The sequence below is a fragment of the Caulobacter sp. FG7 genome, assembly GCF_057808875.1.
The window spans coordinates 120,143-144,311 of record NZ_JBMDIW010000015.1 but is presented as its reverse complement, the minus strand read 5'-3'; the positions used below and the strand labels follow the sequence as shown (position 1 = coordinate 144,311).

Here is a 24,169-nt window from a genome sequence, read left to right as displayed (position 1 = left end):
GAGCGCCTGTCGCGCCTGTCGCTCGACGAGGTCCAGGCGATCCTGCGCCCGCACCAGCGCGGCGCTAACCCCCTCAGTCGGCCTTGCCGACAGCACCCCCAAAGGGGGAGCATTAGTCACCCCGCCCGCGCCCGCCTGAGCGTCAGGTTGATGCGCCCTCCCCCCGGCACGAGGCGCGAGGAGCCCGGCAGGATGCGGTCGACGCCGTGGAAGGCCAGCCGCGCGGGGCCCGACAACCGGCAGACATCGCCGGACGACAGACGCACCGAGCGGGTCGGATCCTTGCGGCTGGTTCCGCCGATGCGGAACACCGCCGTGTCGCCCAGCGAGATCGACAGCACCGGAAAGCGCGGGTCAGCCTCGTCGCGGTCCTGGTGCAGGCCCATGCGGGCCTCGGGGCCGTAAAAATTGACCAAGCAGGCGTCGGACGGAACCTCCGGATCGCCCAGGGCCGCCCAGAGATCGAGCAGCGGCTGGGGCATCGCCGGCCAGGCCGCGCCCGTGCCCGGGTGGCGGTCGGCGTAGCGGTAGCCGCCTGCGTCACTGGTCCAGCCCAGGGGCCCCAGGCTGGTCATCGCCACGCTCATGGCCTTGCCGTAGGGCGTGGCGTACTTGGCCGGCGGCGCGATCGCCGCGGCCGCCAGCACCGTCTCGACCAGCGCGCGCTGGGCGTCGGGCGACAGCAGGCCGGGCCAGAGATCGAAACCGGGGACAAGGCTGACGGGGGTCATCATTACGCGGAATTAATGCCTGTGGACGGGCGGATGGGTGTTGGTTCGCGCCTTCGCGGGTTTCTCCGCACGATCATTCCATACCAGGACCGTTCATGCGTCGTCTTCTGTCCACCGCCGCCGCGGTCACGCTGCTTCTCGCCTCCGGGACCGCCCTCGCCGCCCCGGCCGTTTCGGGCTCCAAGGGCGCGACGCCGGCCACGGTGACCACCCAGCTGCCGCGCAACGCCCATCCGACCCACTACGACCTGTCCTTCACGCCCGACGCCAAGGCGATGAGCTTCACCGCCTCGGTGAAGATCGCCGTCGAGGTCACCGAGCCGACCGCGACCATCACCCTGCAGGCGGCCGACCTGACGTTCACGAAAGCCACGATCGACGGCAAGCCGGCGACCATCAAGGTCGACGAAGACGCCCAGACCGCCGCCTTCACGCTCAAGGCCCCGCTGGCCAAGGGCAAGCACGTGCTGGCCATCGACTACGCCGGCAAGATCTACACCCAGGCCGCCGGCCTGTTCGCCCTCGACTACGACACCGAGGAAGGAGCCAGGCGCGCCCTCTACACCCAGTTCGAGAACTCGGACGCCCGCCGGTTCATCCCCTCGTGGGACGAGCCGTTCCACAAGGCCACGTTCAGCGTCGAGGCGACGATCCCGACCGGGCAGATGGCCCTCTCCAACATGCCGATCGCCAAGCGCGTCGACCTTGGCGGCGGCAAGACGAAGGTGACCTTCGCGACCTCGCCGAAGATGTCGACCTACCTGCTGTTCTTCGGCCTAGGCGAGTTCGAGCGCGCCAGCATCAAGACCGCCGGCGTCGACATCGGCGTTGTGACCAAGAAGGGCGACCTGCCGAAAGCCAAGTTCGCGCTGGAATCCGCCGGTCCGCTGACGGCCTGGTACAACGACTATTTCGGCGTCGACTACCCGCTGCCGGCGCTGGACCACATCGCAGCCCCCGGCCGCAGCCAGTTCTTCAGCGCCATGGAGAACTGGGGGGCGATCTTCTACTTCGAATACGCCCTGCTGATGGATCCGAAGATCTCGACCCAGCGCGACGCCCAGAACATCTACACCACCGTCGCCCACGAGACGGCCCACCAGTGGTTCGGCAACCTGGTGACCATGGCCTGGTGGGACGACCTGTGGCTGAACGAAGGCTTCGCCTCGTGGATGGAGGGCCGGGCGACCGAGAAGTTCCACCCCGAATGGAACGCCGCCCTGGCCGCCGTCGGCGGGCGCGAATACGCCATGAGCCTGGACGGCCTGGTCACCACCCACCCGGTGGTGCAGCACGTCGAGACCGTCGAGCAGGCCAGCCAGGCCTTCGACGCCATCACCTACCAGAAGGGCGAGGCGGTCATCCGCATGCTCGAGGGCTATGTCGGCGAGGACGCCTGGCGCACCGGCGTGCGCGCCTACATCAAGGCCCACGCCTACGGCAACACGGTCAGCGACGACCTGTGGAAGGCGGTCGAGACTGCCGCCGGCAAGCCGATCACCGCCATCGCCCACGACTTCACCCTGCAACCCGGCGTGCCGCTGATCCGCGTCGAGGCCGGCGCCTGCCAGGCCGGCAAGCAGGTGCTAACCCTGGCCCAGGGCGAGTTCAGCAAGGATTTCCCCGACAAGACGCCGCTGTCCTGGCGCGTGCCGGTCAACGCCAAGGCCCTGGACGGCGCGACGATCGCCAAGACCGTGGTCGAGGGCGGAAAGGCCAGCCTGACCGTCGAGGGTTGCGGCCCCGTCGTCGTCAACGCCGGCCAGAGCGGCTACTACCGCACCCTCTACGCCCCGGCCCAGTTCCAGCGCCTTGCGGCCGATTTCGGCAAGCTGGCGCCGATCGACCAGCTGGGCCTGCTGTCGGACGCCTGGTCGATGGGCGCCGCCGGCCAGCAGTCGCCGACCGACGCCCTGGCCCTGATCGCCGCCACGCCGGCCGAGGCCGACCCGCAGGTGCTGTCCAAGGTGGCCAGCGTGCTGTCGGCCATCGACGGCTATTACGAAGGCCAGCCCGAGCGCGCCGCCTTCCGCAAGCTGGCCAGCGCCCGCCTGTCGCCGCTGCTGGCCCGCGTGGGCTGGGAGGCCAAGGCCGGCGAACCCGACCCCGTGGCCATCCTGCGCGGCGACCTGATCGCCACCTTGGGCGAGCTGGGCGACGGCGCCGTGGTCGCCGAAGCCCGCAAGCGCTTCGCCGCCGACAAGACCGACCCGGCCGCCATCCCCGGCCCGCTGCGCAAAGCGATCCTGGGCGTCGTGGCCGTCAACGCCGACGCGGCGACCTGGGAGGCTATCCACGCCCAGGCCCAGGCCGAGAAGACGCCGCTGGTCCGCACCCAGCTCTACAACCTGCTGGCGGCGGCGGACGACGAGACCCTGGCCCGCAAGGCCCTGGACCTGGCCCTGACCACCGAGCCGGGCGAGACCAACTCGGCCGGCATGATCTCGGCCGTGGCCTCGCGCCATCCGGACATGGCCTTCGACTTCGCCACGGCCCATCGCGACGCGGTCGACGCCAAGGTCGACAACAGCGCCCGCACCCGCTTCATCCCCAGCCTCGCCAAGGCCTCGGGCAAGCTGGAGACGGCCGATAAGCTGAAGGCCTGGGCCGGCGCCAACCTCACCGAGAGCTCGCGCAAGGAGGCCGACAAGACGGTCTCGGCCATCGAATACCGGGCCAAGGTGCGCCGCGAACGCCTGCCGGCGATCACCGCCTGGGTCGCCAAGGCCGGCTGAACGGAACTTTTCGCGGCGTCGGCCAAGGGTCGACGAGCCGACGCTGCGACGTTCCGTCTTGCAGATTCCCCTTCTTTCGCTGCGGGAATGGGGTTGCGGCTGCACGCGTATCCCCCATATCGGGCATCGAAGCGGGGTTGACGGGCTCGTCAACTTCGATTGAAGCCTCTCCCTTCGCCTGGTTCGTCCAGGCGGCAGGATTTTGGATCAACCCTAGACGCGACCAGACGGGGACGGACCGAGAAAAACCGGGGCGCTTCTGATAAGGCCCTTGTCACCGCCGTCCGCCATTCGAGGAGCTGCAGGCACACCACATGAGCAAGATTATCGGTATCGACCTTGGCACCACGAACTCGTGCGTCGCCATCATGGACGGCAAGAACCCGAAGGTGATCGAGAACGCCGAAGGCGCTCGCACCACCCCGTCGGTCGTCGCCTTCCTCGAGGACGGCGAGCGCCTGATCGGCCAGCCCGCCAAGCGCCAGGCCGTGACCAACCCGACCAACACCCTGTTCGCGATCAAGCGCCTGATCGGCCGCAACGCGAACGACCCGGTGGTCGAGAAGGACAAGGGCATGGTGCCCTACGAGATCGTCAAGGGCCCGACCGGCGACGCCTGGGTCAAGGCGCACGGCAAGGACTACTCGCCCCAGGAGGTCTCGGCCTTCATCCTGCAGAAGATGAAGGAAGCCGCCGAAGCCCACCTCGGCGAGCCGGTGACCAAGGCGGTCATCACCGTTCCGGCCTACTTCAACGACGCCCAGCGTCAGGCGACCAAGGACGCCGGCAAGATCGCCGGCCTTGAAGTCCTGCGCATCATCAACGAGCCGACCGCGGCGGCCCTGGCCTACGGCCTGGACAAGAACGACGGCAAGAAGATCGCGGTCTACGATCTGGGCGGCGGCACCTTCGACGTCTCGATCCTTGAGATCGGCGACGGCGTGTTCGAGGTGAAGTCGACCAACGGCGACACCTTCCTGGGCGGTGAAGACTTCGACCTTCGGATCGTCGACTACCTGGCCGACGAGTTCAAGAAGGAGCAGGGCGTCGACCTGCGCAAGGACAAGCTGGCCCTCCAGCGCCTGCGCGAAGAGGCGGAAAAGGCCAAGAAGGAGCTGTCGTCGACGGCTCAGTACGAGGTCAACCTGCCGTTCATCAGCATGAACGCCTCGGGCCCGCTGCACCTGAACATCAAGCTGTCGCGCTCCAAGCTGGAAGCCCTGGTCGACGACCTGATCGCCCGCACCATCGGTCCGTGCGAACAGGCCCTCAAGGACGCCGGCCTGAAGAAGAGCGACATCGACGAAGTGATCCTGGTCGGCGGCATGAGCCGCATGCCCAAGGTCCAGCAGGCGGTGCAGGACTTCTTCGGTCGCGAACCCCACAAGGGCGTGAACCCCGACGAAGTCGTGGCGCTGGGCGCGGCCGTTCAGGCCGGCGTGCTGCAAGGCGACGTCAAAGACGTGCTGCTGCTCGACGTGACCCCGCTGACCCTGGGCATCGAGACCCTCGGCGGCGTGTTCACCCCGCTGATCGAGCGCAACACCACGATCCCGACCAAGCGCTCGCAGACCTTCTCGACCGCTGACGACAACCAGTCGGCCGTGACCATCCGCGTGTTCCAGGGCGAACGCCCGATGGCCGTGGACAACAAGATCCTGGGCCAGTTCGATCTGGTGGGCATCCCGCCAGCGCCGCGCGGCGTGCCGCAGATCGAGGTCACCTTCGACATCGACGCCAACGGCATCGTCCAGGTCCACGCCAAGGACAAGGCGACCAACAAGGAGCACTCGATCCGCATCCAGGCCAACGGCGGCCTCTCGGACAGCGACATCGAGCGCATGGTCAAGGAAGCCGAGGCCAACAAGGCCGCGGACGAAGAGAAGAAGAAGCTGGTCGAGGCTAAGAACCAGGGCGAGGCGATCCTGCACTCGACCGAGAAGGCCCTGGCCGAGCACGGCGACAAGGTCGGCGCGGCCGAGAAGACCGCGATCGAGACCGGCGTCACCGAACTGAAGACCGCCCTGGAAGGCGAGGACGTCGAGGCCATCCAGGCCAAGACCCAGGCCCTGATCCAGGCGTCGATGAAGCTGGGCGAGGCCATGTACGCCTCGCAGCAGGGTGGTGAAGGCGCCGAAGGCGGCGCTGAAGCTCCCGCGGACGACGGCGTCGTCGACGCCGAGTTCGAGGAAGTCGACGGCGCCGAAAAGCCGGCTTCCTAAGCCATGGACGCGCCGGCGAACGCCCAGATCGGGACCGTTCGCCGGCGCGCTCGTTTTGTGGTGCGCCCGATTGACGCCTTGCGGCGGGGCGCCCCCTCCCCCACCTCTTCATCGACACCCCTTGTCCTGTTGAGCCTTACGGGCGCCGAACGCTGACGATGCGCGACTATTACGAAATTCTCGGCGTGAACCGGACCTGCGACGACGCAGGCCTGAAATCCGCCTTCCGCAAGCTGGCGATGCAGCACCACCCCGACCGCAACGGCGGGTGCGAGGACGCGAGCGGCCGGTTCAAGGAAATCAACGAGGCCTACAGCGTCCTTTCGGACCCGCAGAAGCGCGCCGCCTACGACCGCTTCGGCCACGCCGGCGTCAATGGTCCGCAGGGCGGCCCCGGCGGCATGGGCGGCGGGTTCGACGCCAGCGACATCTTCGGCGACGTGTTCGGCGATGTCTTCGGCGAGATGTTCGGCGGCGGCCGTCGCCAGTCCAACGGCCCGCAGCGCGGCCAGGACCTGCGCTACGACCTGGAGATCTCCCTGGAGCAGGCCTATGCCGGCGCCGAGGTCGAGATCACGGTCCCGGCGGCCATGACCTGCGAGGTCTGCGACGGCTCGGGCGCCAAGCCCGGCACCAGCCCCACCGTCTGCGGCTCGTGCGGCGGCGCCGGCCGCGTGCGCGCCACTCAAGGCTTCTTCTCGGTCGAGCGCGCCTGCCCCCGCTGCGGCGGCTCGGGCCGCCTGGTGCTGGATCCCTGCGCCGGCTGCCATGGCCACGGCCAGGTCCGCAAGGAACGCATCCTGTCGGTCCGTATCCCGGCCGGCGTCGACGACGGCGCCCGGATCCGCCTGGCGGGCGAAGGCGACGCAGGCGTGCGCGGCGGCCCGCGCGGCGATCTCTACCTCTTCCTGTCGGTCAGCCCGCACGAGCTCTTCGAGCGCGACGGCCTGGATCTTCTGTGCACCGTGCCGGTACCGATGACCGTGGCCGCGCTCGGCGGCGAGATCGAAGCGCCCTGCCTGAAGGGCGGCGAGACCTGCGACGGCACCTGCCGGATCAGCGTCAAGGTTCCCGAAGGCGCTCAGACCGGCAAGACCGTCCGCCTGAAGGGCAAGGGCATGCCGTCGCTGCGCAACCGCCAGCGCGGCGACCTAGTGGTCGAGCTGTTCGTCGAGACCCCGACCCACCTGTCGGCCCGCCAGAAGGAGCTCCTCAAGGAGCTGGCCGGCCTGTGCGACGACAAGCAGAACCCCAAGTCGGCCAACTTCGTCGGCAAGGCCAAGCGCTTCTGGGAAGAAGTGACGGGGAACTAGGCCTCATCGGCCGTTTCCCGGTTTTTGGAAGGCCCGCCCTGGTGGCGGGCCTTTCTGCGTCTTGCGGTCGAAAGCGATTTGCCCCCATTCGTGGAGCATCGTTGCGACGGGGGTCGGGGGTGGAGTTCTTCAAGCGTCTGTTCCGGCCCGCCGCCGTCACCTCGCCGCCGGCCGCCGACGGCGCCTATCGCATCTTCACCACAGCCTTCGACCGCGAGATCGCCGCCTCGCAGCTGGGCGACGTGCTCGGCAAGGCCTCGCCCGCGGACGCCGCCATCATCGAGCAGGCCAGGCATGAGTTGGAGACCGGCCTCCTACCCTGGCGCACGCGACTTCTGATCGCCGCCGGCGAGGCTTCGACCAGGATCCGCGCCAACCCGGCCGAACATGTCAGCGACACGGTGCTGACCCTGTTGATCGATCAGTCGGGCTCGATGCGGGGGCAGAAGATGCTCTACGCCGCCGCGACGGCCGACCTTTGCCAGGAATTTCTCAGCGCCCTGGGCGTGCGGGTGGAGGTGCTGGGCTTCACCACCTCGCGCTGGAAGGGTGGCCGGTCGCGGACCGAATGGATCCGGAAAGGACGGCGACCGCACCCTGGGCGCCTCAACGACGTTCTGCATGTCATCTACCGGGACGCCGACGACCATCGCACGAGCGTGGGCGGCGTCAGTTATCCAGCAATGCTGCGGCCGGACCTGCCCAAGGAAAATCTGGACGGCGAAGCGCTGCTCTGGGCGGCGGAACGCCTGCGCCGACGGCCCGAAGCGCGCAAAATTCTCGTGCTGCTGTCGGATGGCGCGCCGGTGGACGACGCCACCCTGGAGGCCAATTCGCCTTACTACCTAGTCGATCATCTCAAGCAGACGGCCGAGGGAATCGCTGCGGCGGGCGACATCGAGCTGATCGCCGTCGGGGTCGGCCGGGAAATCTGGGACTACCACGCCTATGCCGCTAGGGCCGAAGACCCTGTCAGGCTCGGCGAGGAGATGCTGGCCGTGCTAGAGCGACTTCTGACCGCGCCGCCCGGTGAGGCCTAGAGATCGACCCGGCGATCCCCTCTCAGGGCCCGCGCCAGGACGAGGCCGCCGAGGATCAGGGCCAGGCTCACGACGATGACGGCCGCGACGCCGGCCGGGCCTTCGCGCCACTCCCCGTCGAAGAACCGGCTTTCCAGGCTGGGCGGTACGCTGAAGGTGATCGGGATCGTCACCTCCCCGGTCGCGCCGGGCGGCGGCGGGGTCATGCGGAAGGTCTTCGAGAGCTTCAGGGCCGCCTCGCCGAAACCCAGGCCCACCGGCGTCTCTTCGGTGACCATGCAGCCCGACAACTTGCCGCCCTCCACGACCTTGCAGGTCAGCCTGGCCGAACCGCCGATCTTCCGGTCCTGGGCCTTCTCGGGATAGTAGGCGTTGAGCTCGTCTTCAGTCGGCTTGCGCAGCCAGTCGGGCTTGTACGCCGTTGGCGCGGCCTTGGCCTCGGCCGCCGCGCCCTGCTCGTTCTCGATCATCACGCCCCCACGTTCGCCGCGAATTTATTGGGGACGCCCAAGCTGGGCAATGTCGCTTTCGCTTAACGAAATCGGCGACGCTCTGTAGATTCCTGGGGATGAACGCCCCCGTTTCTCCGCCCGTCCAGACGTTCGACGCCACCGGCGCCACGCCGGTGATGCAGCAGTTCTTCGAGATGAAGACCCGCCAGCCGGACGCGCTGCTGTTCTTCCGGATGGGCGACTTCTACGAGCTGTTCTTCGACGACGCGATCCGCGCGGCCGCCGCCCTGGGCATCTCGCAGACCTTCCGGGGCACCCATGCGGGCCAGCCGATCCCGATGGCCGGCGTGCCGCACCATGCGGCCGAGGCCTATCTGTCGAAGCTGATCCGGATGGGCTTCAAGGTCGCCGTCTGCGAGCAGATGGAAGACCCGGCCGAGGCCAAGAAGCGCGGCTCCAAGTCGGTGGTCCGTCGCGACATCGTCCGCGTGGTGACGCCGGGTACGCTCACCGAGGACGGCCTGCTGGACGCCCGCGGCGCCAACCGGCTGGCGGCGGTGGCCATTCGCGCCGGCCAGGCGGCCGTGGCGGCCGTGGAACTGTCCACCGGCGAGGTCGAGTGCTTCTCGACCGGCAAGGACGGCGTAGGCCCTTTGCTCGCGGCCCTGTCGCCGTCCGAAACCCTGGTCGCCGACCGCCTGCTGGCCGACGACCACCTGGCCCAGACCCTGAAGATCTGCGGCGGCCTGATCCAGCCGATGCCCTCGGCCCTGTCGGAGCCGCAGGCCTCGGAGACCCGGGTCAAGCGCCTCTACGGCGTCGACACCCTGGACGGCTTCGGCGGCCTGGCGGCGGCGGAAATCGGCGCCTTGGGCCTGATCGCCGCCCACCTGGAGATGACCCAGGCCGGCAAGCTGCCAGCCCTGCGTGCGCCGCGCCGCGCGGCCGAGGCCGACGTCATGTCGATTGACCCGGCCACGCGCTCCAGCCTCGAGATCGACCGCACCCAGAACGGCGACCGCAACGGCTCGTTGCTGGCAGTCATCGACCGCACCGTCACCCCCGGCGGCGCGCGCCTCCTGGCCTCGCGCCTGGCCCGACCGCTGCTGGATCCCACCGCCATCGACCAGCGCCTGGACGCCGTCGAGTGGTTCGTCGAGCATCGGTCCCTGCGTGAACGCCTACGCGAGCAGCTGAAGGGCTCGGGCGACATGGCCCGGGCGCTGGCCCGCCTGGCGCTGGGCCGCGGCGGTCCGCGCGACCTGGCCTGCCTGCGAGATGGCCTCAAGACCGGCGAGAAGCTGGCCGGCATGGTCGGCGGCTCGGGCGATCCGCTGTCGCCGCCGCCGGTCGAGCTGGAGGGCGCCCTGGCGGCCCTGACGCCGTCGCTGCACCAGGGCGTCTCGCAGCTTCTGAACACCCTGGAAGCGGGCCTTGGCCCCGACCTACCGGCCCTGGCCCGCGATGGCGGCTTCGTGGCTCCCGGCGTCCGTCCCGAACTCGACCAGGCCCGCGCCCTGCGCGACGACAGCCGCCGGGTCGTCGCCGCCCTCGAGCAGCGCCTGATCCAGGAAGCGGGCATATCGCTGAAGATCCGCCACAACGGCGTGCTCGGCTATTTCGTCGAGGCCACCGCCGGCAAGGCCGACCCGCTGTTCCAGCCGCCGCTGAACGCCACCTTCATCCACCGCCAGACCCTGGCCAACCAGGTGCGCTTCACCACCGTGGAGCTGGCCGACCTCGACGCCCGCATCGCCCAGGCCGCCGAACGGGCCCTGGCCATGGAAGTGGCCGCCTACGAGGACTGGCGCGCCGAGGCCTGCGCCCTGGCCGAGCCGATCCAGGCCGCCGCCGAGGCCCTGGCCCGCCTGGACGTGGCCTCCAGCCTCGCCGAATGGTCCGAGGACGCCGGGGCCGTGCGCCCGATCGTCGACAAGTCGCTGGCCTTCGAGGCCAAGGCCGCCCGCCACCCGGTGGTCGAGGCCGCCGTGCGCCGCGCCGGCGACCCCTACACCCCCAACGACTGCCGGCTGGACGCCGCCGGCGAGGTCGCTGCGCGCCTGTCGATCGTCACCGGCCCGAACATGGCCGGTAAGTCGACCTTCCTGCGCCAGAACGCCCTCTTGGCCATCCTGGCCCAGGCCGGCTGCTACGTGCCGGCCAAGAACTTCCGGCTGGGCGTGGTCGACCGCCTGTTCAGCCGCGTCGGCGCCGGCGACGACCTGGCCCGCGGCCGCTCGACCTTCATGATGGAGATGGTCGAGACCGCCGCCATCCTCACGCAGGCCACCCCACGCAGCCTCGTCATCCTCGACGAGATCGGCCGCGGCACCGCCACCTATGACGGCCTGGCCATCGCCTGGGCCTGCGCGGAATCGCTGCACGACACCAACCGCTGCCGCGCCCTGTTCGCCACGCACTATCACGAGCTGGCGACGCTGGAGGAGCGCATGGCGCACGTCTCCAACCTCAGCCTGCGGGCCAAGGAGTGGAACGGCGACCTGGTGTTCCTGCACGAGGCGGCCGACGGCCCGGCCGACCGCTCCTACGGCGTGCAGGTGGCCAAGCTGGCCGGCGTGCCGCCGCAGGTGGTGGCCCGCGCCAAGGAGGTGCTCGACCGTCTGGAGAGCAAGACCGAATCACCGGCCAGGCTCGACGACCTGCCGCTGTTCGCGGCCTCAGCCCCCGTCGCCGCGGCGCCTGTCGTTTTGGCGCCCAGCGCCGTGGATGGGGCGCTGAAGGAGCTGGACGTGGACGGCATGAGCCCCCGCGAGGCCCTCGAAGCGCTTTATCGCCTTAAGGGTCTGCTCAAGACCTAGGATCAATCATAGGAGCATGGCGGCGGCCGGTTCCGGTGGTCGCTTTGGCCGCCCGTCTCGGACACCCATATAACCGCCATGCCCCGCCGCCTCCGCCCCACGCCCCTGGAACACGTCGTCGACGGCCACGCCCTGCGCGCGCGCCTTTCGGCCGCCGCCCTGGACGCCATCGGCGACGAGGCCGCCCAACGCGCCCGGGCGATCGACATCCTCAAGCAGGCCCTGTTCCGCGGCCGGATGATCGCCAAGGAGCGGCTGGAGAACGGCGCCGGCGGCGTCGAGACCGCGCGCCTGCTCAGCGGCGTCACCGACGAGGTGATCACCGCCCTCTACGATTTCACGACGGTGCACGTCTTCCGGGCCCGCAACCCGACCGAGGGCGAGCGCCTGGCCCTGATGGCCGTGGGCGGCTACGGCCGCGCGACCCTCGCGCCGTTCAGCGACATCGATCTCCTGTTCCTGCGGCCCTACAAGCAGACGCCGCACGTCGAGAGCGTGATCGAATACATGCTCTATGCGCTGTGGGATCTCGGCTTCAAGGTCGGCCACGCCTCGCGCACCATCGAGGAGTGCGTGCGCCTCTCGAAGGAAGACTTCACGATCCGCACCTCGATCCTCGAGGCCCGGCGGCTGACCGGCGACGAGCGCCTGGCCGCCGACCTCAAGAAGCGGTTCCGCGACGAGGTGATGAAGGGCACCGGCCAGCAGTTCGTGGCCGCCAAGCTCAAGGAACGCGACGACCGCCAGGCCCGCGCCGGCGCCAGCCGCTACATGGTCGAGCCCAACGTCAAGGAGGGCAAGGGCGGCCTGCGCGACCTGCACACCCTGGTGTGGATCGCCGAGTACCTGCACCCCGTCGATGCGCCTGAGGACGTCTTCAAGATGGAGGTGTTCTCGGGCCGCGAGACCAAGGCCTTCATCCGCGCCTTCGACTTCCTGCACGCCGTGCGGGCGCACCTGCACTTCACCACGGGCCGGCCCGAAGAGCGCCTGACCTTCGATCTCCAACCCGAGATCGCCCGCCGCATGGGCTATGGCGACCGCGGCGACGCGCCGGCCGTCGAGCGCTTCATGCGCCGCTATTTCCTGATCGCCAAGGAAGTGGGGGCGCTGACCCGCGCCTTCTCGGCCAAGCTGGAGGCCGAGCACTTCAAGAACGAGCCCAAGGGCATCTCGCGCTTCCTTCCGGGCGCCAAGCCCAAGCGCAAGGCCCTGGACGCGCCGGGCTTCTACGAGGACGGCGGCCGGCTGAACATCGACGGGCCGGCGATCTTCGAGAGCGATCCGGTCAACCTGATCCGGCTGTTCAAGATCGCCGACGAGCGCGACCTCGACCTGCACCCCGACGCCTTCACGGCGGTCACCCGACACCTGGGGCTGATCACCTCGAAGGTGCGGCGCGATCCGGAGGCGACGCGGGCCTTCCTCGACCTGCTGGCGCGCGGCAAGCGCAGCTACCGCACCCTGACCCTGATGAACGACGCCGGCGTGCTGGGCCGCTTCATCCCGGAGTTCGGCCGCGTCGTCGCCCAGATGCAGTTCAACATGTACCACTCGTACACTGTGGACGAGCACACCCTGCGGGCCGTGGGCCTGATCGGCGACATGGCCGCCGGGCGCCTCTCGGAAGACCATCCGCTGGCCGTGTCGATCATGCCGCTGATCGAGGACCGCGAGGCCCTGTTCCTGGCCATGCTGCTGCACGACACCGGCAAGGGCGGCGTCGGCGGCCAGGAGAAGGCCGGGGCCCGATCGGCCCGCAGCGCCTGTGAACGACTGGGTGTCGAGCGCTCCAAGGTCGAGCTGGTCGCCTGGCTGGTGGAGAACCACCTGGTCATGAGCGACTTCGCCCAGAAGCGCGACGTGTCGGATCCCGGCACCGTGGCCGCCTTCGCCCGGATCGTCGAGAACCCCGAGCGCCTGCGCCTGCTGCTGGTCATCACCGTGGCCGATATCCGGGCCGTGGGGCCCGGCGTGTGGAACGGCTGGAAGGGCCAGCTGCTGCGCGAGCTCTACAACGCCACTGAGGCGGTTTTCCGGGGCGGCCGGGGCAGTGACGCCACCGCCAACGTTCAACGCCACCAGGAGGCCGCCGCAGCCGCCGCACGCGAGGCCCTGATCGCCGCCGACCCCGCCGCCAAGGGCTGGGCCGCGGCGATGGAGGACGCCTATTTCGGCGCCTTCGGTCCGCAGGACCTACTGGACCACGCCGCCCTGGCCCGCCGGGCCGCCATCCAGGGCGGCGCGGCCGCCGAGGGCAAGGTCAATCCCGGCGCCAACGCCGCCGAGATCGTCGTCGCCGCGCGCGACCGTCGCGGCCTGTTCGCCGACCTCGCTCTCGCCATCTCGTCGCTGGGCGGCAATGTCGTCGGCGCGCGGGTGTTCACCTCCCGCCAGGGCCAGGCGCTGGACGTCTTCTATGTGCAGGACGTCACCGGCTCGGCGCTGGGCTGCGAGAACCCCCGCGCCCTGCGCCGCCTGGCCGACGCCCTGGAAGCGGCCGGTCGCGGCGAGGGCGTCAATGTCGAGGCTCGGCGCGGCGGCGAGCTGGCCCGCACGGCGGCCTTCGCCATCGCCCCCACCGTCGTCGTCGACAACGAAGCCTCGCACGAGGCCACGGTGGTGGAAGCCTCCGGACGTGACCGCCCCGGCCTGTTGCAGGCCCTGGCCCGCACCCTGGCCGACAACGGCCTCTCCATCCAGTCGGCCCACATCGACGGCTATGGCGAGCGGGCGGTCGACGCCTTCTACGTGCAGACGGCCGAGGGGGGGAAGCTGGCCGACGGCCGCAAGGTCTCGGCGCTGAAGGCCGACCTGCTGGCGGCGCTCGAGCAGAACGAGGCGGGCGCGCCGAGCACCCGACCGGGCCTCAAGCGCGCGCGGGCCAGCGTCGCGCGCTAGGAACAGCGCGCGGGCAGCGATTCGAGATTTCCGTCAAACAGTTCGGCGGCAACAGGGTCGCCGGCTTGTGGAAAAATTCCGCCGCCGGAGCTTTCCATCCAGCATCCGGGTCTTGGCTTTTCCCTTATGACACAAGGGATTACGCGAAAATTTCGGCCTCTCCGCCCTCGCCTGTGGCGAACGGCGCAGCCTGGGATACGGCCGCGCCTTGTTTCATGCGCCACAGAAGACCCCGAAAACAGGGCCGATCAGACGCCGCGCGTCAGCCGGTTGCAGAGGTCGTCCAGCTGCTCGAGCGTCGCGTAGCGGACGATCAGCGAGCCGGCGCCGCCGCGATGGTCGATCTCGACGTCGAGGCCCAGCACCGACGACAGGTCGGCCTCCAGGGCCTGGGTGTCGGTGTCCTTGGAACGCGGCGCGCGCGGCGGGGCCGAGGCGCCGTTCTTGGCGCGGGGGGTGGCGTCGCCGGTCTGGGCCACGCGGGCCAGGGTCTCGGTCTCGCGCACCGACAGGCCGCCATCGATGACCTGCTGGGCCAGCGCGCCCGGATCGGCGGCCGTGGCGATCGCGCGGGCGTGGCCGGCGGTCAGGGCGCCGGTGACCAGGTGCTGCTGCACGGCTTCGGGCAGGGCCAGCAGGCGCAGGGTGTTGGCCACGTGGCTGCGGCTCTTGCCGATGGTCTGGGCGATGGCGTCCTGGGTGCGGCCGAACTTGTCCATCAGCACCCGATAGCTCAGCGCCTCTTCGAGGATGTTGAGGTCCGAGCGCTGGACGTTCTCGATGATGCCGATCTCGAGCACGGCCAGGTCGTCGAGCTCGCGCACGATGATCGGCACGGTCTTGAGGCCGGCACGCTGGGCGGCGCGCCAGCGACGCTCGCCGGCGACGATCTGGTACTCGCCCGGAGCGCCCGGCGCGGGCCGCACCAGGATCGGCTGGAGCACGCCCTTCTCGGCGATCGAGTTGGAAAGTTCTACCAGGTCTTCCTCGCGGAAGGTCCGGCGCGGCTGGTCAGGATTACGCTTCAGAAGTTCGATCGGGGCTTCCCGCGAACCGCCGGTATTGTCGCCCGGCGCCTGGGCCGGAGCCGCGTCGACCTCGCCCAGCAGCGCCGACAGACCGCGACCTAGACCCCGACGGCCTTCCGACATCCCCGCTTCACCGACCACGACCATCTCCTCGAAACTTCAACTTCAATAACGACTTCGACCCGTATCCTCAGGTCGGCGCTCAAACAGATAGGCCCTGTGGATCAGGCGGCCTGGGCCTGTCGATCCTTCTCGCGGCTGATCACCTCGCGCGCCAGCCGCAGGTAGGCCTGCGAGCCGGCGCACTTAAGGTCATAGAGCAGCACCGGCTTGCCGAAGGACGGCGCCTCCGACACCCGGACGTTCCGCGGTATGACCGCGTCGTACACCTTGTCGCCGAAATGCTCGCGCACGTCGCGGGCCACCTGCTCGGAGAGGCTGTTGCGGCGATCGTACATGGTCAGCACCACGCCCTGGATCTCCAGGCGCGGGTTCAGGCTGCCGCGCACCCGCTCGATGGTGCGGATCAGCTGGGTCAGGCCTTCCAGGGCGAAGAACTCGCACTGCAGCGGCACGAAGATGGCGTCTGCCGCGGTCATGGCGTTGACCGTCAGCACGTTCAGCGACGGCGGGCAGTCGATCAGGACGTAGGTGTAGGGGCCGTTGGCGCGCAGCGGCTCCAGGGCGTCGCGCAGGCGGTACGAGCGGCGCGCCACCTGCCCGAGCTCCAGCTCCACCCCCGACAGGTCGGCGTCGGCCGGAATGACATCCAGGCCCGGCAGCGACGTCTGCACGGCGGCCTCGACCACCGGGGCCTCGCCCATCAGCACGTCGTACAGCGTCTTCTTGCGCTGCAGGCGACCGATCCCCAGGCCCGTCGAGCAGTTGCCCTGCGGGTCGGCGTCGATCAGCAGCACGCGCTCGCCGCACGCCGCCAGGGCGGTGCCCAGGTTGATGGCCGTGGTGGTCTTGCCCACCCCGCCCTTCTGGTTGGCGACCGCCAGGACTCTCAGCTCAGACTTTGCGGACACGGCTCAGCCCCTTGATTTGCACGACATGGCCGCGCGGGTCGCTCTTGGAGCCCCGCACGTCCGACTCGAACTTCCAGGTCTTCTTCGCTTCAGCGATCTCGGCGGCGACCTCCTGGCCCTTCAGGAACCAGGCGACCGCGCCGCGCTTGAAATAGGGTTGCGAATATTCCAGCAGGCGCGGCATCGGCGCGCAGGCCCGGGCCGTCACCACCTGCACCTTGAGGTCCAGGCTTTCGGCGCGGGCGTTGTGGATCTCGACCGGCAGGTCGAGCTCGCGGCAGACGGCGTCGAGGAAGCGGCAGCGCTTGGCCATGCTCTCGACGAGGTGGACCTTGGCGCCCGGAACGCCCTTCAGCAGGATGGCCAGAACCACGCCGGGCAGGCCGGCGCCGGCGCCCAGGTCGGCCCAGACCTTGGCCTGAGGCGCGAAGGTCAGCAGCTGGGCGCTGTCCCAGGCGTGGCGGTTCCAGTAGGCGGCCATCGAGGCCGGACCGACGAGGTTCATCACCTCGTTCCATTCGGCCAGCAGCTCCTTGTAGCGCGCCAGGTCGGCGACCTGGGCGTCGGTCGAGCCCGCCAGCCTCTGAAAGGCCGCGGCGTCGACCGGGTCGAGCGTTTCGATGACGAGTTCAGACAAAGCTTCAGCCATCAGGCGGCCCGGCCCCGTCGCACGTGGGCCAGCAGGGCCGTCAGGGCGCCGGGGGTGACGCCCTCGATGCGGGCCGCCTGGCCCAGCGTCAGGGGCTTCACCCGGATCAGCTTCTCGCGCACCTCGTTGGAGAGGCTGCCGATGTCGCGATAGTCGAGGTCGGCCGGCAGGCGCAGGTCCTCGTCCTTGCGCAGGGATTCGGCGTCGGCGCGCTGGCGGTCGAGATAGCCGGCATAGGCCGCCTCGATCTCGATCTGCTCGCGGGCCATCGGGCTCCAGTCGGCGATCTCGGGCCACACGCGGACCAGGTCGTCGAGGCCCACGTCCGGATAGGCCAGCATGGCCAGGACGTCACGGCGCTGGCCGTCGGCATTGACCTTGAAGCCGACCTTCACGGCCTCGGCCGGGGTCATGTTTAGGGCGCGGGCGCGGCCGCGGACAGCCTCCAGCTCGGCCTTCTTGGCGGCCCAGGCGGCGGCGCGGACATCGCCGACCACGCCCAGCTGCACGCCGCGCTCGGTCAGGCGCTGGTCGGCATTGTCGGCGCGCAGGGTGAGGCGGAACTCGGCCCGGCTGGTGAACATGCGGTAGGGCTCGGTCACGCCACGGGTGACGAGGTCGTCGATCATCACGCCGATATAGGCCTCGTCGCGCGCGAAGACGGCGGGCTCGCGACCCAGCGCCGAGAGCGCCGCGTTCATGCCGGCGACCAGGCCTTGCGCGCCGGCCTCTTCATAGCCCGTGGTGCCGTTGATCTGGCCGGCCAGATAAAGGCCCGGCAGGCGCTTGGTCTCAAGCGTGGCGTAGAGCTCGCGCGGATCGACATAGTCGTACTCGATCGCATAGCCGTAGCGGATCACCTCCACGGCCTCGAGGCCGGGGATCGTGCGCAGGAACAAGAGCTGGGTCTCGGCCGAGACCGAGGTCGAGACGCCGTTCGGATAGACGGTGTCGTCGTCCAGGCCTTCCGGCTCCAGGAACACCTGGTGGCTGGTCTTGTCGGCGAAGCGGACGACCTTGTCCTCGATCGACGGGCAATAGCGCGGGCCGATCCCGGTGGCGCGGCCGCCATAGACGGCTGACTCGCCCAGGCGATCGGCGATGATCTTGTGGGTTTCCTCGGTCGTGAACGTGATGCCGCAGCGGATCTGCGGCACGTCGATCCTGTCGTTGAGGAACGAGAACGGCACGGGCTCCTCGTCGGCCGCCTGCATGTCGAGGCGGTTCCAGGCGATGGTCTTGCCGTCGAGACGGGCGGGCGTGCCGGTCTTCAGGCGGCCCATGTCGAAGCCCAGACCATAGAGGCGGTCCGACAGGCCGATCGACGGCTGGTCACCGACACGGCCCGCAGGGATGCGGGTTTCGCCCTGGTGGATGACGCCCTTGAGGAAGGTGCCTGTGGTCAGCACCACCTTGGGGGCGCGGTAGATCATCCCCTCCCCGTCCACGGCGCCGGCCACGTGGCCGTCCTCGACGATCAGGTCTTCGGCCGCGGCGGCGACGACGTCGAGGTTGGGATAGGCGAACAGCTCGGCCTGCATGGCCTCGCGATAGAGCTTGCGGTCGATCTGCGAGCGCGGGCCGCGTACGGCCGGGCCCTTGGAGCGGTTCAGCATCCGGAACTGGATGCCGGCCTTGTCGGCCATGCGGCCCATCAGGCCGTCCAGGGCGTCGATCTCGCGCACCAGATGGCCCTTGCCTAGGCCGCCGATGGCCGGGTTACACGACATCTCGCCGACGGTTTCACGTTTGTGGGTCAGCAGCAGGGTGCGCGCACCGGTACGCGCGGCGGCCGCCGCGGCCTCGCAACCGGCGTGACCGCCGCCAATAACGATGACGTCCCAGGACTGGGGCGAAGAGCTGGACAAGGGAGAAACGCGCCTCAATGCGGAACGCCCCCGACCCAGCGGGAGCGTGCCTGACTTATAGCTTCAAGCCGCCCTGTGGGCGAGTCGAGTCCGGGGCGTTTCACGTGAAACGCGGTGCGCGTATCTGTGGTCAGGCTGTGGACGGTTCAAGTCCCTGTTCCACGTGAAACATTCACTTCCCAATGCAGAAGCTTGAAAAGACACGGTCAAGCACGTCTTCCGGATCGATCCGGCCTGTGATCCTCGACAATGCACGGGAAGCGAGGCGAACGTCCTCCGCGGCCAGTTCCACGTCGTCGGTTTCGGCCAGGGCGCGCTCCAGATAGGCCCGCGCCTCCCCCAGGCGCTCCGCGTGGCGGATCCGCGTGGCCGCCGGAAACTCGGCGCCGGACAGCGCCTGGACCACATGTTCGGTCAAAGCGGCGCGGATGGGATCGGCGCCCTCCTCCCGGGCCGACAGCGCCGCCACGTGCAACCCCATCTCCGCGGTCTGGGCGCGTATGGCCGCCACCACGGACGGCTCTACCAGATCGGTCTTGTTGATTACCAGCCAGTCGCCGGCGCGGACGATTGCGTGGTGTTCGGAATGTTTCACGTGAAACTCGCCGGCGTCGACGACCCACAGCCGCAGGTCGGCCTCCTCGGCCCAGACCCGCGCCCGGCGCACGCCCTCGGCCTCGATGTCGTCGGCGGTCTCCCGAATGCCGGCCGTATCGGCGAGCAGCGCCTTGTAGCCGCCCAGCACCAAAGGAACCTCGATGACGTCGCGCGTGGTGCCGGGCGTGGCGGTGACGATCGCCGCATCGCGCTCGGCCAAGGCATTGAGCAGCGTGCTCTTGCCGGCATTGGGCGCACCGACCAGGGCGATGCGGAAACCGTCCCGCACCCGGCGACCACGTGCGACATCGGCGAGAGCCGCATCGATCTCGGCCTTCAAGATCTCCAGCCCGGGACGGGCGCGCGCCGCCACGTCCTCCGGCAGTTCCTCGTCGGGGAAGTCGACGGCGGCTTCCAGCATGGCCAGGGCCTGGACCAGCAGATCACGCCAGGCGTCGTAGCGTCGACCCAGCGCGCCGCCCAGCTGACCCAGCGCCTGCTTGCGCTGGCCTTCTGTCTCGGCGTCGATCAGGTCGCCCACGGCCTCGGCCTGGGCCAGGTCCAGCTTGCCATGCTGGAAAGCCCGACGCGTGAACTCGCCCGGCTCGGCCAGGCGCAGACCCAGCGCCGACAGGGCGCCGAGCAGAGCCTCGACGACCGCCCTGCCCCCATGCACGTGAAACTCGGCGGCGTCTTCGCCGGTGTAGCTTGCCGGTCCCTGGAACCACAGCACCAGCGCATCGTCGAGCGCGACGCCGTCGTGGCGCAGGGTGCGAAGGACCGCCTGGCGCGGCTTGGGCAGGTTTCCCGCCAGAGCGCGCACGGCCTCGCCGCTGGCCGGACCCGAGACGCGGATCACCGCCACGGCGGCGCGCCCGGCCGCCGTCGCCGGCGCGTAGATCGTATCGACCATCAGATCAGTCGCGCTTGCCGACCGCCGCTCCGGCCGCGGCCGTCATCAGCTTGCGGAAGCTGTCCTGGGCCCCGGCCCCGAACGCCATCCAGTTCCTCATCAGCTCCTCGGGGGCCAGCATCGCCATGTTGGCGTCCATGCGGGCCTGCATCTCTTTCACGAGATGGTCGTTCAATCCGCTCACGTCGGGCAGGCCCAGGAAGGCTCGCGCCTCGACCGGGGTGCAGTCGATCTCGATCGTCATCTTCATCGAAAAAGTTCCCTGGCGGCAGGCCACGAGATTGTGACGCCGCGCACTGCTCGGGGCAGGTTAGAGCGCTTCGGTCGAAAGTCCCATCGACGGCTTATTGTATGTGGAGAGCCCCATGAGCGAGACCCTCACGATCAACACGCCCGATGGCGACTTCTCGGCCTATGTGGCGCGCCCGACCACGGGAGACAAGCCGCCGGCCATCGTCGTCATCCAGGAGATCTTCGGCGTCAACAAGGTGATGCGCGACATCTGCGACAAGCTGGCCGGTGAAGGCTTCCTGGCCGTGTGCCCCGACCTCTTCTGGCGGATCGAGCCGGGCATCGACATCACCGACAAGTCGGAAGCCGAGTGGAAGAAGGCCTTCGAACTGTTCAACGCGTTCGACGTGGACGCTGGCGTCGCCGATATCGACGCGACCATCGACGCCATCCGCCCGCAGTCGTCGGGCAAGGTCGGCGCCGTCGGCTACTGCCTGGGCGGCCTGCTGGCCTTCCTCACGGCGACCCGCACCGACGCGGACGCCTCGGTCTCCTACTACGGCGTCGGCCTGGAGAAGCACGTCGGCGAGGCCGAGAAGCTGGAGAAGCCGCTGCTGCTGCACGTGGCCGAGGAAGACAAGTTCGTACCCAAGGAAGCCCAGCAGGTGATCTTCGCCGCGCTGAAGGATCACCCGCAGATCACGCTTCATACCTATGCCGGCCGTGACCACGCTTTCGCCCGCGAGGGTGGCGAGCACTACGACGCCGCCGACGCCGCCCTCGCCAACGGCCGCAGCCTGGCCTTCTTCAAGAAGACCCTCGCCTGATGCTGGCCGTCGAAGCCAGGGCCGCCGGCGGGCCCGAAGTGCTGGAGGTCGTCGAACGCGACCTCCCCTCGCCCGGCCCCGGCCAGATCCTCGTCCGCCACGCGGCCGTCGGTCTGAACTTCATCGACACCTATCACCGCTCGGGCCTCTATCCGGTGAAGTACCCGCAGGTGCTGGGCCTGGAGGCCGCGGGCCACGTGGAAGCGATAGGTGAAGGCGTCACTCGCTTCGCCGTCGGCGACCGCGTCGCCTACAACGGCACGATGGGCGCCTACGCCGAGGCTTCCGTCGTTCCGGCTGATCGCGCGGTGAAGGTTCCGGAGGGGGTCGATCTGGAGGTCGCCGCCGCCGTCCTGCTCAAGGGCATGACGGCAGAGTTCCTGGTCCGCCGCTGCTTCCCCGTGACGGCCGGCCAGACCGTGCTGGTCCACGCGGCCGCCGGCGGGGTCGGCCAGATCCTGGCGCAATGGGCCAAGGCCCTGGGCGCCAGCGTCATCGCCACGGTCGGCTCGGAAGCCAAGGCCCAGATCGTCCGCGACCTCGGCGCCGACCACGTGATCCTCTACGATCACGAGGACGTCGCAGCGAGAGTGGCCGAGATCACCGGCGGAGCCGGCGTGCCGGTCGTCTATGACGGCGTCGGCAAGGACACCTTCCAGGGCAGCCTGAAGAGCCTGGGCCGCCGCGGCGTGCTGGTGACCTATGGCAACGCCTCGGGCCCCGTGCCGCCGTTCGCACCGCTGGAGCTGGGCGCCAAGTCGGCCTTCATCACCCGCCCTCGCCTGTTCGACTACATCGTCACCACGCAGGAGCTCGACGAGAGCGCCGCGGCCCTGTTCGAGGTCCTGGCCTCGGGCGCGGTGAAGATCGAGATCGGGCAGAGGTTCCCCCTCGCGGAGGCGCGTGCGGCGCATGAGGCGCTGGAAGGGCGGAAGACGACCGGGGCGACGGTGCTAGTTCCCTGAGGCGGTGGAGCGAAAGCCTCGTCCTTCGACAAGCTCAGGATGAGGCTTTCGACTTAGGCGATGGAGCCAAGCTTCTACCGTGCCGGCCTTGGTCCTCATCCTGAGCTCGTCGAAGGACGAGGACCAGATGCTCCCCCTTTGGGGGAGCTGTCGCGGAGCGACTGAGGGGCGGCGCCGGCCGTGGAAGTCCCCCTCCGGCCCTTCGGGCCACCTCCCCCCAAGGGGAGGATTTGGACGTGGCGACCAACAAAAAGGCCCCGGATCGCTCCGGGGCCTTTCTCGTGTTTCACGTGAAACACCAAGCTTAAGTATTCATGCTTTGGAAGAAATCGCCGTTCGTCTTCGACTGGCGCAGCTTGTCGAGCAGGAACTCGATGGCGTCCGAAGCGCCCATCGGGTTGAGGATCCGGCGCAGCACGTAGGTCTTCTGCAGCTGGTCGCGCGGGGTGATGAGCTCTTCCTTGCGGGTGCCCGACTTGAGCACGTCGATGGCCGGGAAGATGCGCTTGTCAGCGACCTTGCGGTCCAGGACGATTTCCGAGTTACCGGTGCCCTTGAACTCTTCGAAGATCACTTCGTCCATGCGGCTGCCGGTGTCGATCAGGGCCGTGGCGATGATCGACAGCGAACCGCCCTCTTCCACGTTACGCGCGGCGCCGAAGAAGCGCTTGGGGCGCTGCAGGGCGTTGGCGTCGACGCCGCCGGTCAGCACCTTGCCCGACGACGGGACGGTGGTGTTGTAGGCTCGGCCCAGGCGCGTGACCGAGTCCAGCAGGATGACGACGTCGCGCTTGTGCTCGACCAGGCGCTTGGCCTTCTCGATGACCATCTCGGCGACTTGCACGTGGCGCGTGGCCGGCTCGTCGAAGGTCGAGGCGATGACCTCGCCCTTCACCGTGCGCTGCATGTCGGTGACTTCTTCCGGGCGCTCGTCGATCAGCAGGACGATGAGATAGCACTCGGGATGGTTGGTCTCGATCGACTTGGCGATGTTCTGCAGCATCACCGTCTTACCCACGCGCGGCGGGGCGACGATCAGGCAGCGCTGGCCCTTGCCGAGCGGGGCGACGATGTCGATGACGCGGCCCGAGCGATCCTTGATGGTCGGATCGGGCAGTTCCATGTTCAGGCGCTCTTCGGGATAGAGCGGCGTCAGGTTGTCGAAGTGCACCTTGTGGCGCACGTTTTCCGGGCTTTCGAAGTTGATCTTCGAGACGCTGGTCAGGGCGAAGTAACGCTCGCCTTCGCGCGGCGAACGGATCGCGCCCTCCACGCTGTCGCCGGTGCGCAGGCCGAACTTGCGGATCTGCGAGGGCGAAACGTAGATGTCGTCCGGACCCGGCAGGTAGTTGGCTTCCGGCGAGCGCAGGAAGCCGAAGCCGTCCTGCAGCACTTCCATGGTGCCCGAACCGAAGATCTCCACGCCTTCCTCGGCGAGGGTCTTCAGGATGGCGAACATCATGTCCTGCTTGCGCATGGAGTTGGCGTTCTCGACCTCGAAGGTCTCGGCGAACGCCAGCAGGTCGGCCGGGGACTTTTCCTTCAGTTCCTGAAGCGACATGCGCGTCAGGCCCATGGCGGCGATGGCCGCCGTGATCTCGGCGTTGTCGTCTTCGTCGTCGGCGCCGGCCTCGATGGCGGCGTCGGTCTCGGCCACGATCTCGACGGCGGCCTCTTCCGTGGCTTCCCCAAGGGCGTCCACGGGCGCGTCCAGCTCGAGCGGGGCTTGCGGATCAGTTTCTTCAGTCATGCATAGACTCGCGGTCGCCCGGATACGATCCGGGCTTGGATAGAAATTCAGCCGGCTTCAGGCGAAGGCGGCGATGGGGTCGCGCCATGACGACGGC

The 24,169-nt window shown here is 69.0% G+C and carries 17 protein-coding genes; 8 read left to right on the top strand and 9 right to left on the bottom strand.

Features of this window, described 5'->3' with window-relative positions; all coding sequences use genetic code 11:
• Window positions 1–116 precede the first annotated feature (116 nt).
• Window positions 117–734, bottom strand: a complete 618-nt coding sequence (locus ACODR1_RS14325) for an alpha-ketoglutarate-dependent dioxygenase AlkB (protein ID WP_488881041.1) — start codon at window positions 732–734, stop codon at window positions 117–119.
• 92 nt (window positions 735–826) lie between these two features.
• Between ACODR1_RS14325 and ACODR1_RS14320 the strand changes: the two genes are divergently transcribed.
• From ACODR1_RS14320 to ACODR1_RS14305, 4 genes are all read left to right on the top strand, one after another.
• Window positions 827–3,466 (top strand): M1 family metallopeptidase, encoded by a 2,640-nt coding sequence (locus tag ACODR1_RS14320; protein ID WP_488881040.1) that lies wholly within the window; start codon window positions 827–829, stop codon window positions 3,464–3,466.
• Window positions 3,467–3,780: 314 nt separating this feature from the next.
• Entirely contained in the window at window positions 3,781–5,688 is a 1,908-nt protein-coding gene (dnaK, locus tag ACODR1_RS14315) for a molecular chaperone DnaK (protein WP_488881039.1), read from the top strand.
• A gap of 158 nt (window positions 5,689–5,846) precedes the next feature.
• The gene (gene dnaJ / locus ACODR1_RS14310) at window positions 5,847–7,001 is read left to right on the top strand and encodes a molecular chaperone DnaJ (RefSeq protein ID WP_116569348.1); all 1,155 of its coding nucleotides are present in this window, start codon (window positions 5,847–5,849) and stop codon (window positions 6,999–7,001) included.
• A 119-nt stretch (window positions 7,002–7,120) separates the two neighbouring features.
• Entirely contained in the window at window positions 7,121–8,041 is a 921-nt protein-coding gene (locus tag ACODR1_RS14305; protein WP_488881038.1) for a cobaltochelatase CobT-related protein, read from the top strand.
• Here the strand turns inward: ACODR1_RS14305 and ACODR1_RS14300 are convergent.
• Complete coding sequence (locus ACODR1_RS14300) at window positions 8,038–8,511, bottom strand: energy transducer TonB family protein (protein ID WP_488881037.1); 474 nt, start codon at window positions 8,509–8,511, stop codon at window positions 8,038–8,040. The two genes, ACODR1_RS14305 and ACODR1_RS14300, sit on opposite strands and share 4 nt — an antisense overlap.
• Window positions 8,512–8,609: 98 nt before the next feature.
• On the opposite strand from ACODR1_RS14300, the gene mutS reads away from it, so the two are divergent.
• Complete coding sequence (mutS, locus tag ACODR1_RS14295) at window positions 8,610–11,312, top strand: DNA mismatch repair protein MutS (RefSeq protein ID WP_488881036.1); 2,703 nt, start codon at window positions 8,610–8,612, stop codon at window positions 11,310–11,312.
• Window positions 11,313–11,390: 78 nt separating this feature from the next.
• Entirely contained in the window at window positions 11,391–14,213 is a 2,823-nt protein-coding gene (locus tag ACODR1_RS14290; RefSeq protein ID WP_488881035.1) for a [protein-PII] uridylyltransferase, read from the top strand.
• A 248-nt stretch (window positions 14,214–14,461) separates the two neighbouring features.
• Here the strand turns inward: ACODR1_RS14290 and ACODR1_RS14285 are convergent, their stop codons facing one another.
• From ACODR1_RS14285 to ACODR1_RS14260, 6 genes are all read right to left on the bottom strand, one after another.
• A complete protein-coding gene (locus tag ACODR1_RS14285; protein ID WP_488881047.1) occupies window positions 14,462–15,364 on the bottom strand; it encodes a ParB/RepB/Spo0J family partition protein in 903 nt (300 codons plus the stop codon).
• 101 nt (window positions 15,365–15,465) lie between these two features.
• The gene (locus ACODR1_RS14280; RefSeq protein WP_488881034.1) at window positions 15,466–16,272 is read right to left on the bottom strand and encodes a ParA family protein; all 807 of its coding nucleotides are present in this window, start codon (window positions 16,270–16,272) and stop codon (window positions 15,466–15,468) included.
• A complete protein-coding gene (gene rsmG / locus ACODR1_RS14275) occupies window positions 16,256–16,921 on the bottom strand; it encodes a 16S rRNA (guanine(527)-N(7))-methyltransferase RsmG (protein ID WP_488881033.1) in 666 nt (221 codons plus the stop codon). The genes ACODR1_RS14280 and rsmG overlap by 17 nt, the downstream gene beginning before the upstream one ends.
• Entirely contained in the window at window positions 16,921–18,789 is a 1,869-nt protein-coding gene (mnmG, locus tag ACODR1_RS14270; RefSeq protein WP_488881032.1) for a tRNA uridine-5-carboxymethylaminomethyl(34) synthesis enzyme MnmG, read from the bottom strand. Before mnmG ends, rsmG begins: the two co-directional genes overlap by 1 nt.
• Window positions 18,790–18,961: 172 nt before the next feature.
• Entirely contained in the window at window positions 18,962–20,299 is a 1,338-nt protein-coding gene (gene mnmE, locus ACODR1_RS14265) for a tRNA uridine-5-carboxymethylaminomethyl(34) synthesis GTPase MnmE (RefSeq protein WP_488881031.1), read from the bottom strand.
• A gap of 4 nt (window positions 20,300–20,303) precedes the next feature.
• On the bottom strand, window positions 20,304–20,549 hold the full coding sequence (locus tag ACODR1_RS14260) for a DUF6489 family protein (protein WP_488881030.1): 246 nt from the start codon (window positions 20,547–20,549) through the stop codon (window positions 20,304–20,306).
• A 115-nt stretch (window positions 20,550–20,664) separates the two neighbouring features.
• Here ACODR1_RS14260 and ACODR1_RS14255 point away from each other — a divergent pair, with 115 nt between their 5' ends.
• Window positions 20,665–21,357, top strand: a complete 693-nt coding sequence (locus ACODR1_RS14255; protein WP_488881029.1) for a dienelactone hydrolase family protein — start codon at window positions 20,665–20,667, stop codon at window positions 21,355–21,357.
• Window positions 21,357–22,322: a quinone oxidoreductase family protein gene (locus tag ACODR1_RS14250; RefSeq protein WP_488881028.1), complete on the top strand. Its 966-nt coding sequence runs from the start codon at window positions 21,357–21,359 to the stop codon at window positions 22,320–22,322. Before ACODR1_RS14255 ends, ACODR1_RS14250 begins: the two co-directional genes overlap by 1 nt.
• Before the next feature lie 304 nt (window positions 22,323–22,626).
• Here ACODR1_RS14250 and rho read toward each other — a convergent pair whose 3' ends face one another.
• Window positions 22,627–24,072, bottom strand: coding sequence for a transcription termination factor Rho (gene rho / locus ACODR1_RS14245; RefSeq protein ID WP_116490899.1), 1,446 nt, complete (start codon window positions 24,070–24,072; stop codon window positions 22,627–22,629).
• Window positions 24,073–24,169: the final 97 nt, after the last annotated feature.

Coding starts and splice junctions, on each gene's coding strand:
- ACODR1_RS14290 (WP_488881035.1), top strand. CDS start 11,391: ATGCCCCGCCGCCTCCGCCCCACGCCCCTGGAACACGTCGTCGACGGC.
- rho (WP_116490899.1), bottom strand. CDS start 24,072: ATGACTGAAGAAACTGATCCGCAAGCCCCGCTCGAGCTGGACGCGCCC.
- ACODR1_RS14255 (WP_488881029.1), top strand. CDS start 20,665: ATGAGCGAGACCCTCACGATCAACACGCCCGATGGCGACTTCTCGGCC.
- mutS (WP_488881036.1), top strand. CDS start 8,610: ATGAACGCCCCCGTTTCTCCGCCCGTCCAGACGTTCGACGCCACCGGC.
- mnmE (WP_488881031.1), bottom strand. CDS start 20,299: ATGGTCGATACGATCTACGCGCCGGCGACGGCGGCCGGGCGCGCCGCC.
- ACODR1_RS14320 (WP_488881040.1), top strand. CDS start 827: ATGCGTCGTCTTCTGTCCACCGCCGCCGCGGTCACGCTGCTTCTCGCC.
- ACODR1_RS14325 (WP_488881041.1), bottom strand. CDS start 734: ATGATGACCCCCGTCAGCCTTGTCCCCGGTTTCGATCTCTGGCCCGGC.
- ACODR1_RS14285 (WP_488881047.1), bottom strand. CDS start 15,364: ATGTCGGAAGGCCGTCGGGGTCTAGGTCGCGGTCTGTCGGCGCTGCTG.
- ACODR1_RS14250 (WP_488881028.1), top strand. CDS start 21,357: ATGCTGGCCGTCGAAGCCAGGGCCGCCGGCGGGCCCGAAGTGCTGGAG.
- ACODR1_RS14260 (WP_488881030.1), bottom strand. CDS start 20,549: ATGAAGATGACGATCGAGATCGACTGCACCCCGGTCGAGGCGCGAGCC.
- rsmG (WP_488881033.1), bottom strand. CDS start 16,921: ATGGCTGAAGCTTTGTCTGAACTCGTCATCGAAACGCTCGACCCGGTC.
- ACODR1_RS14300 (WP_488881037.1), bottom strand. CDS start 8,511: ATGATCGAGAACGAGCAGGGCGCGGCGGCCGAGGCCAAGGCCGCGCCA.
- dnaK (WP_488881039.1), top strand. CDS start 3,781: ATGAGCAAGATTATCGGTATCGACCTTGGCACCACGAACTCGTGCGTC.
- dnaJ (WP_116569348.1), top strand. CDS start 5,847: ATGCGCGACTATTACGAAATTCTCGGCGTGAACCGGACCTGCGACGAC.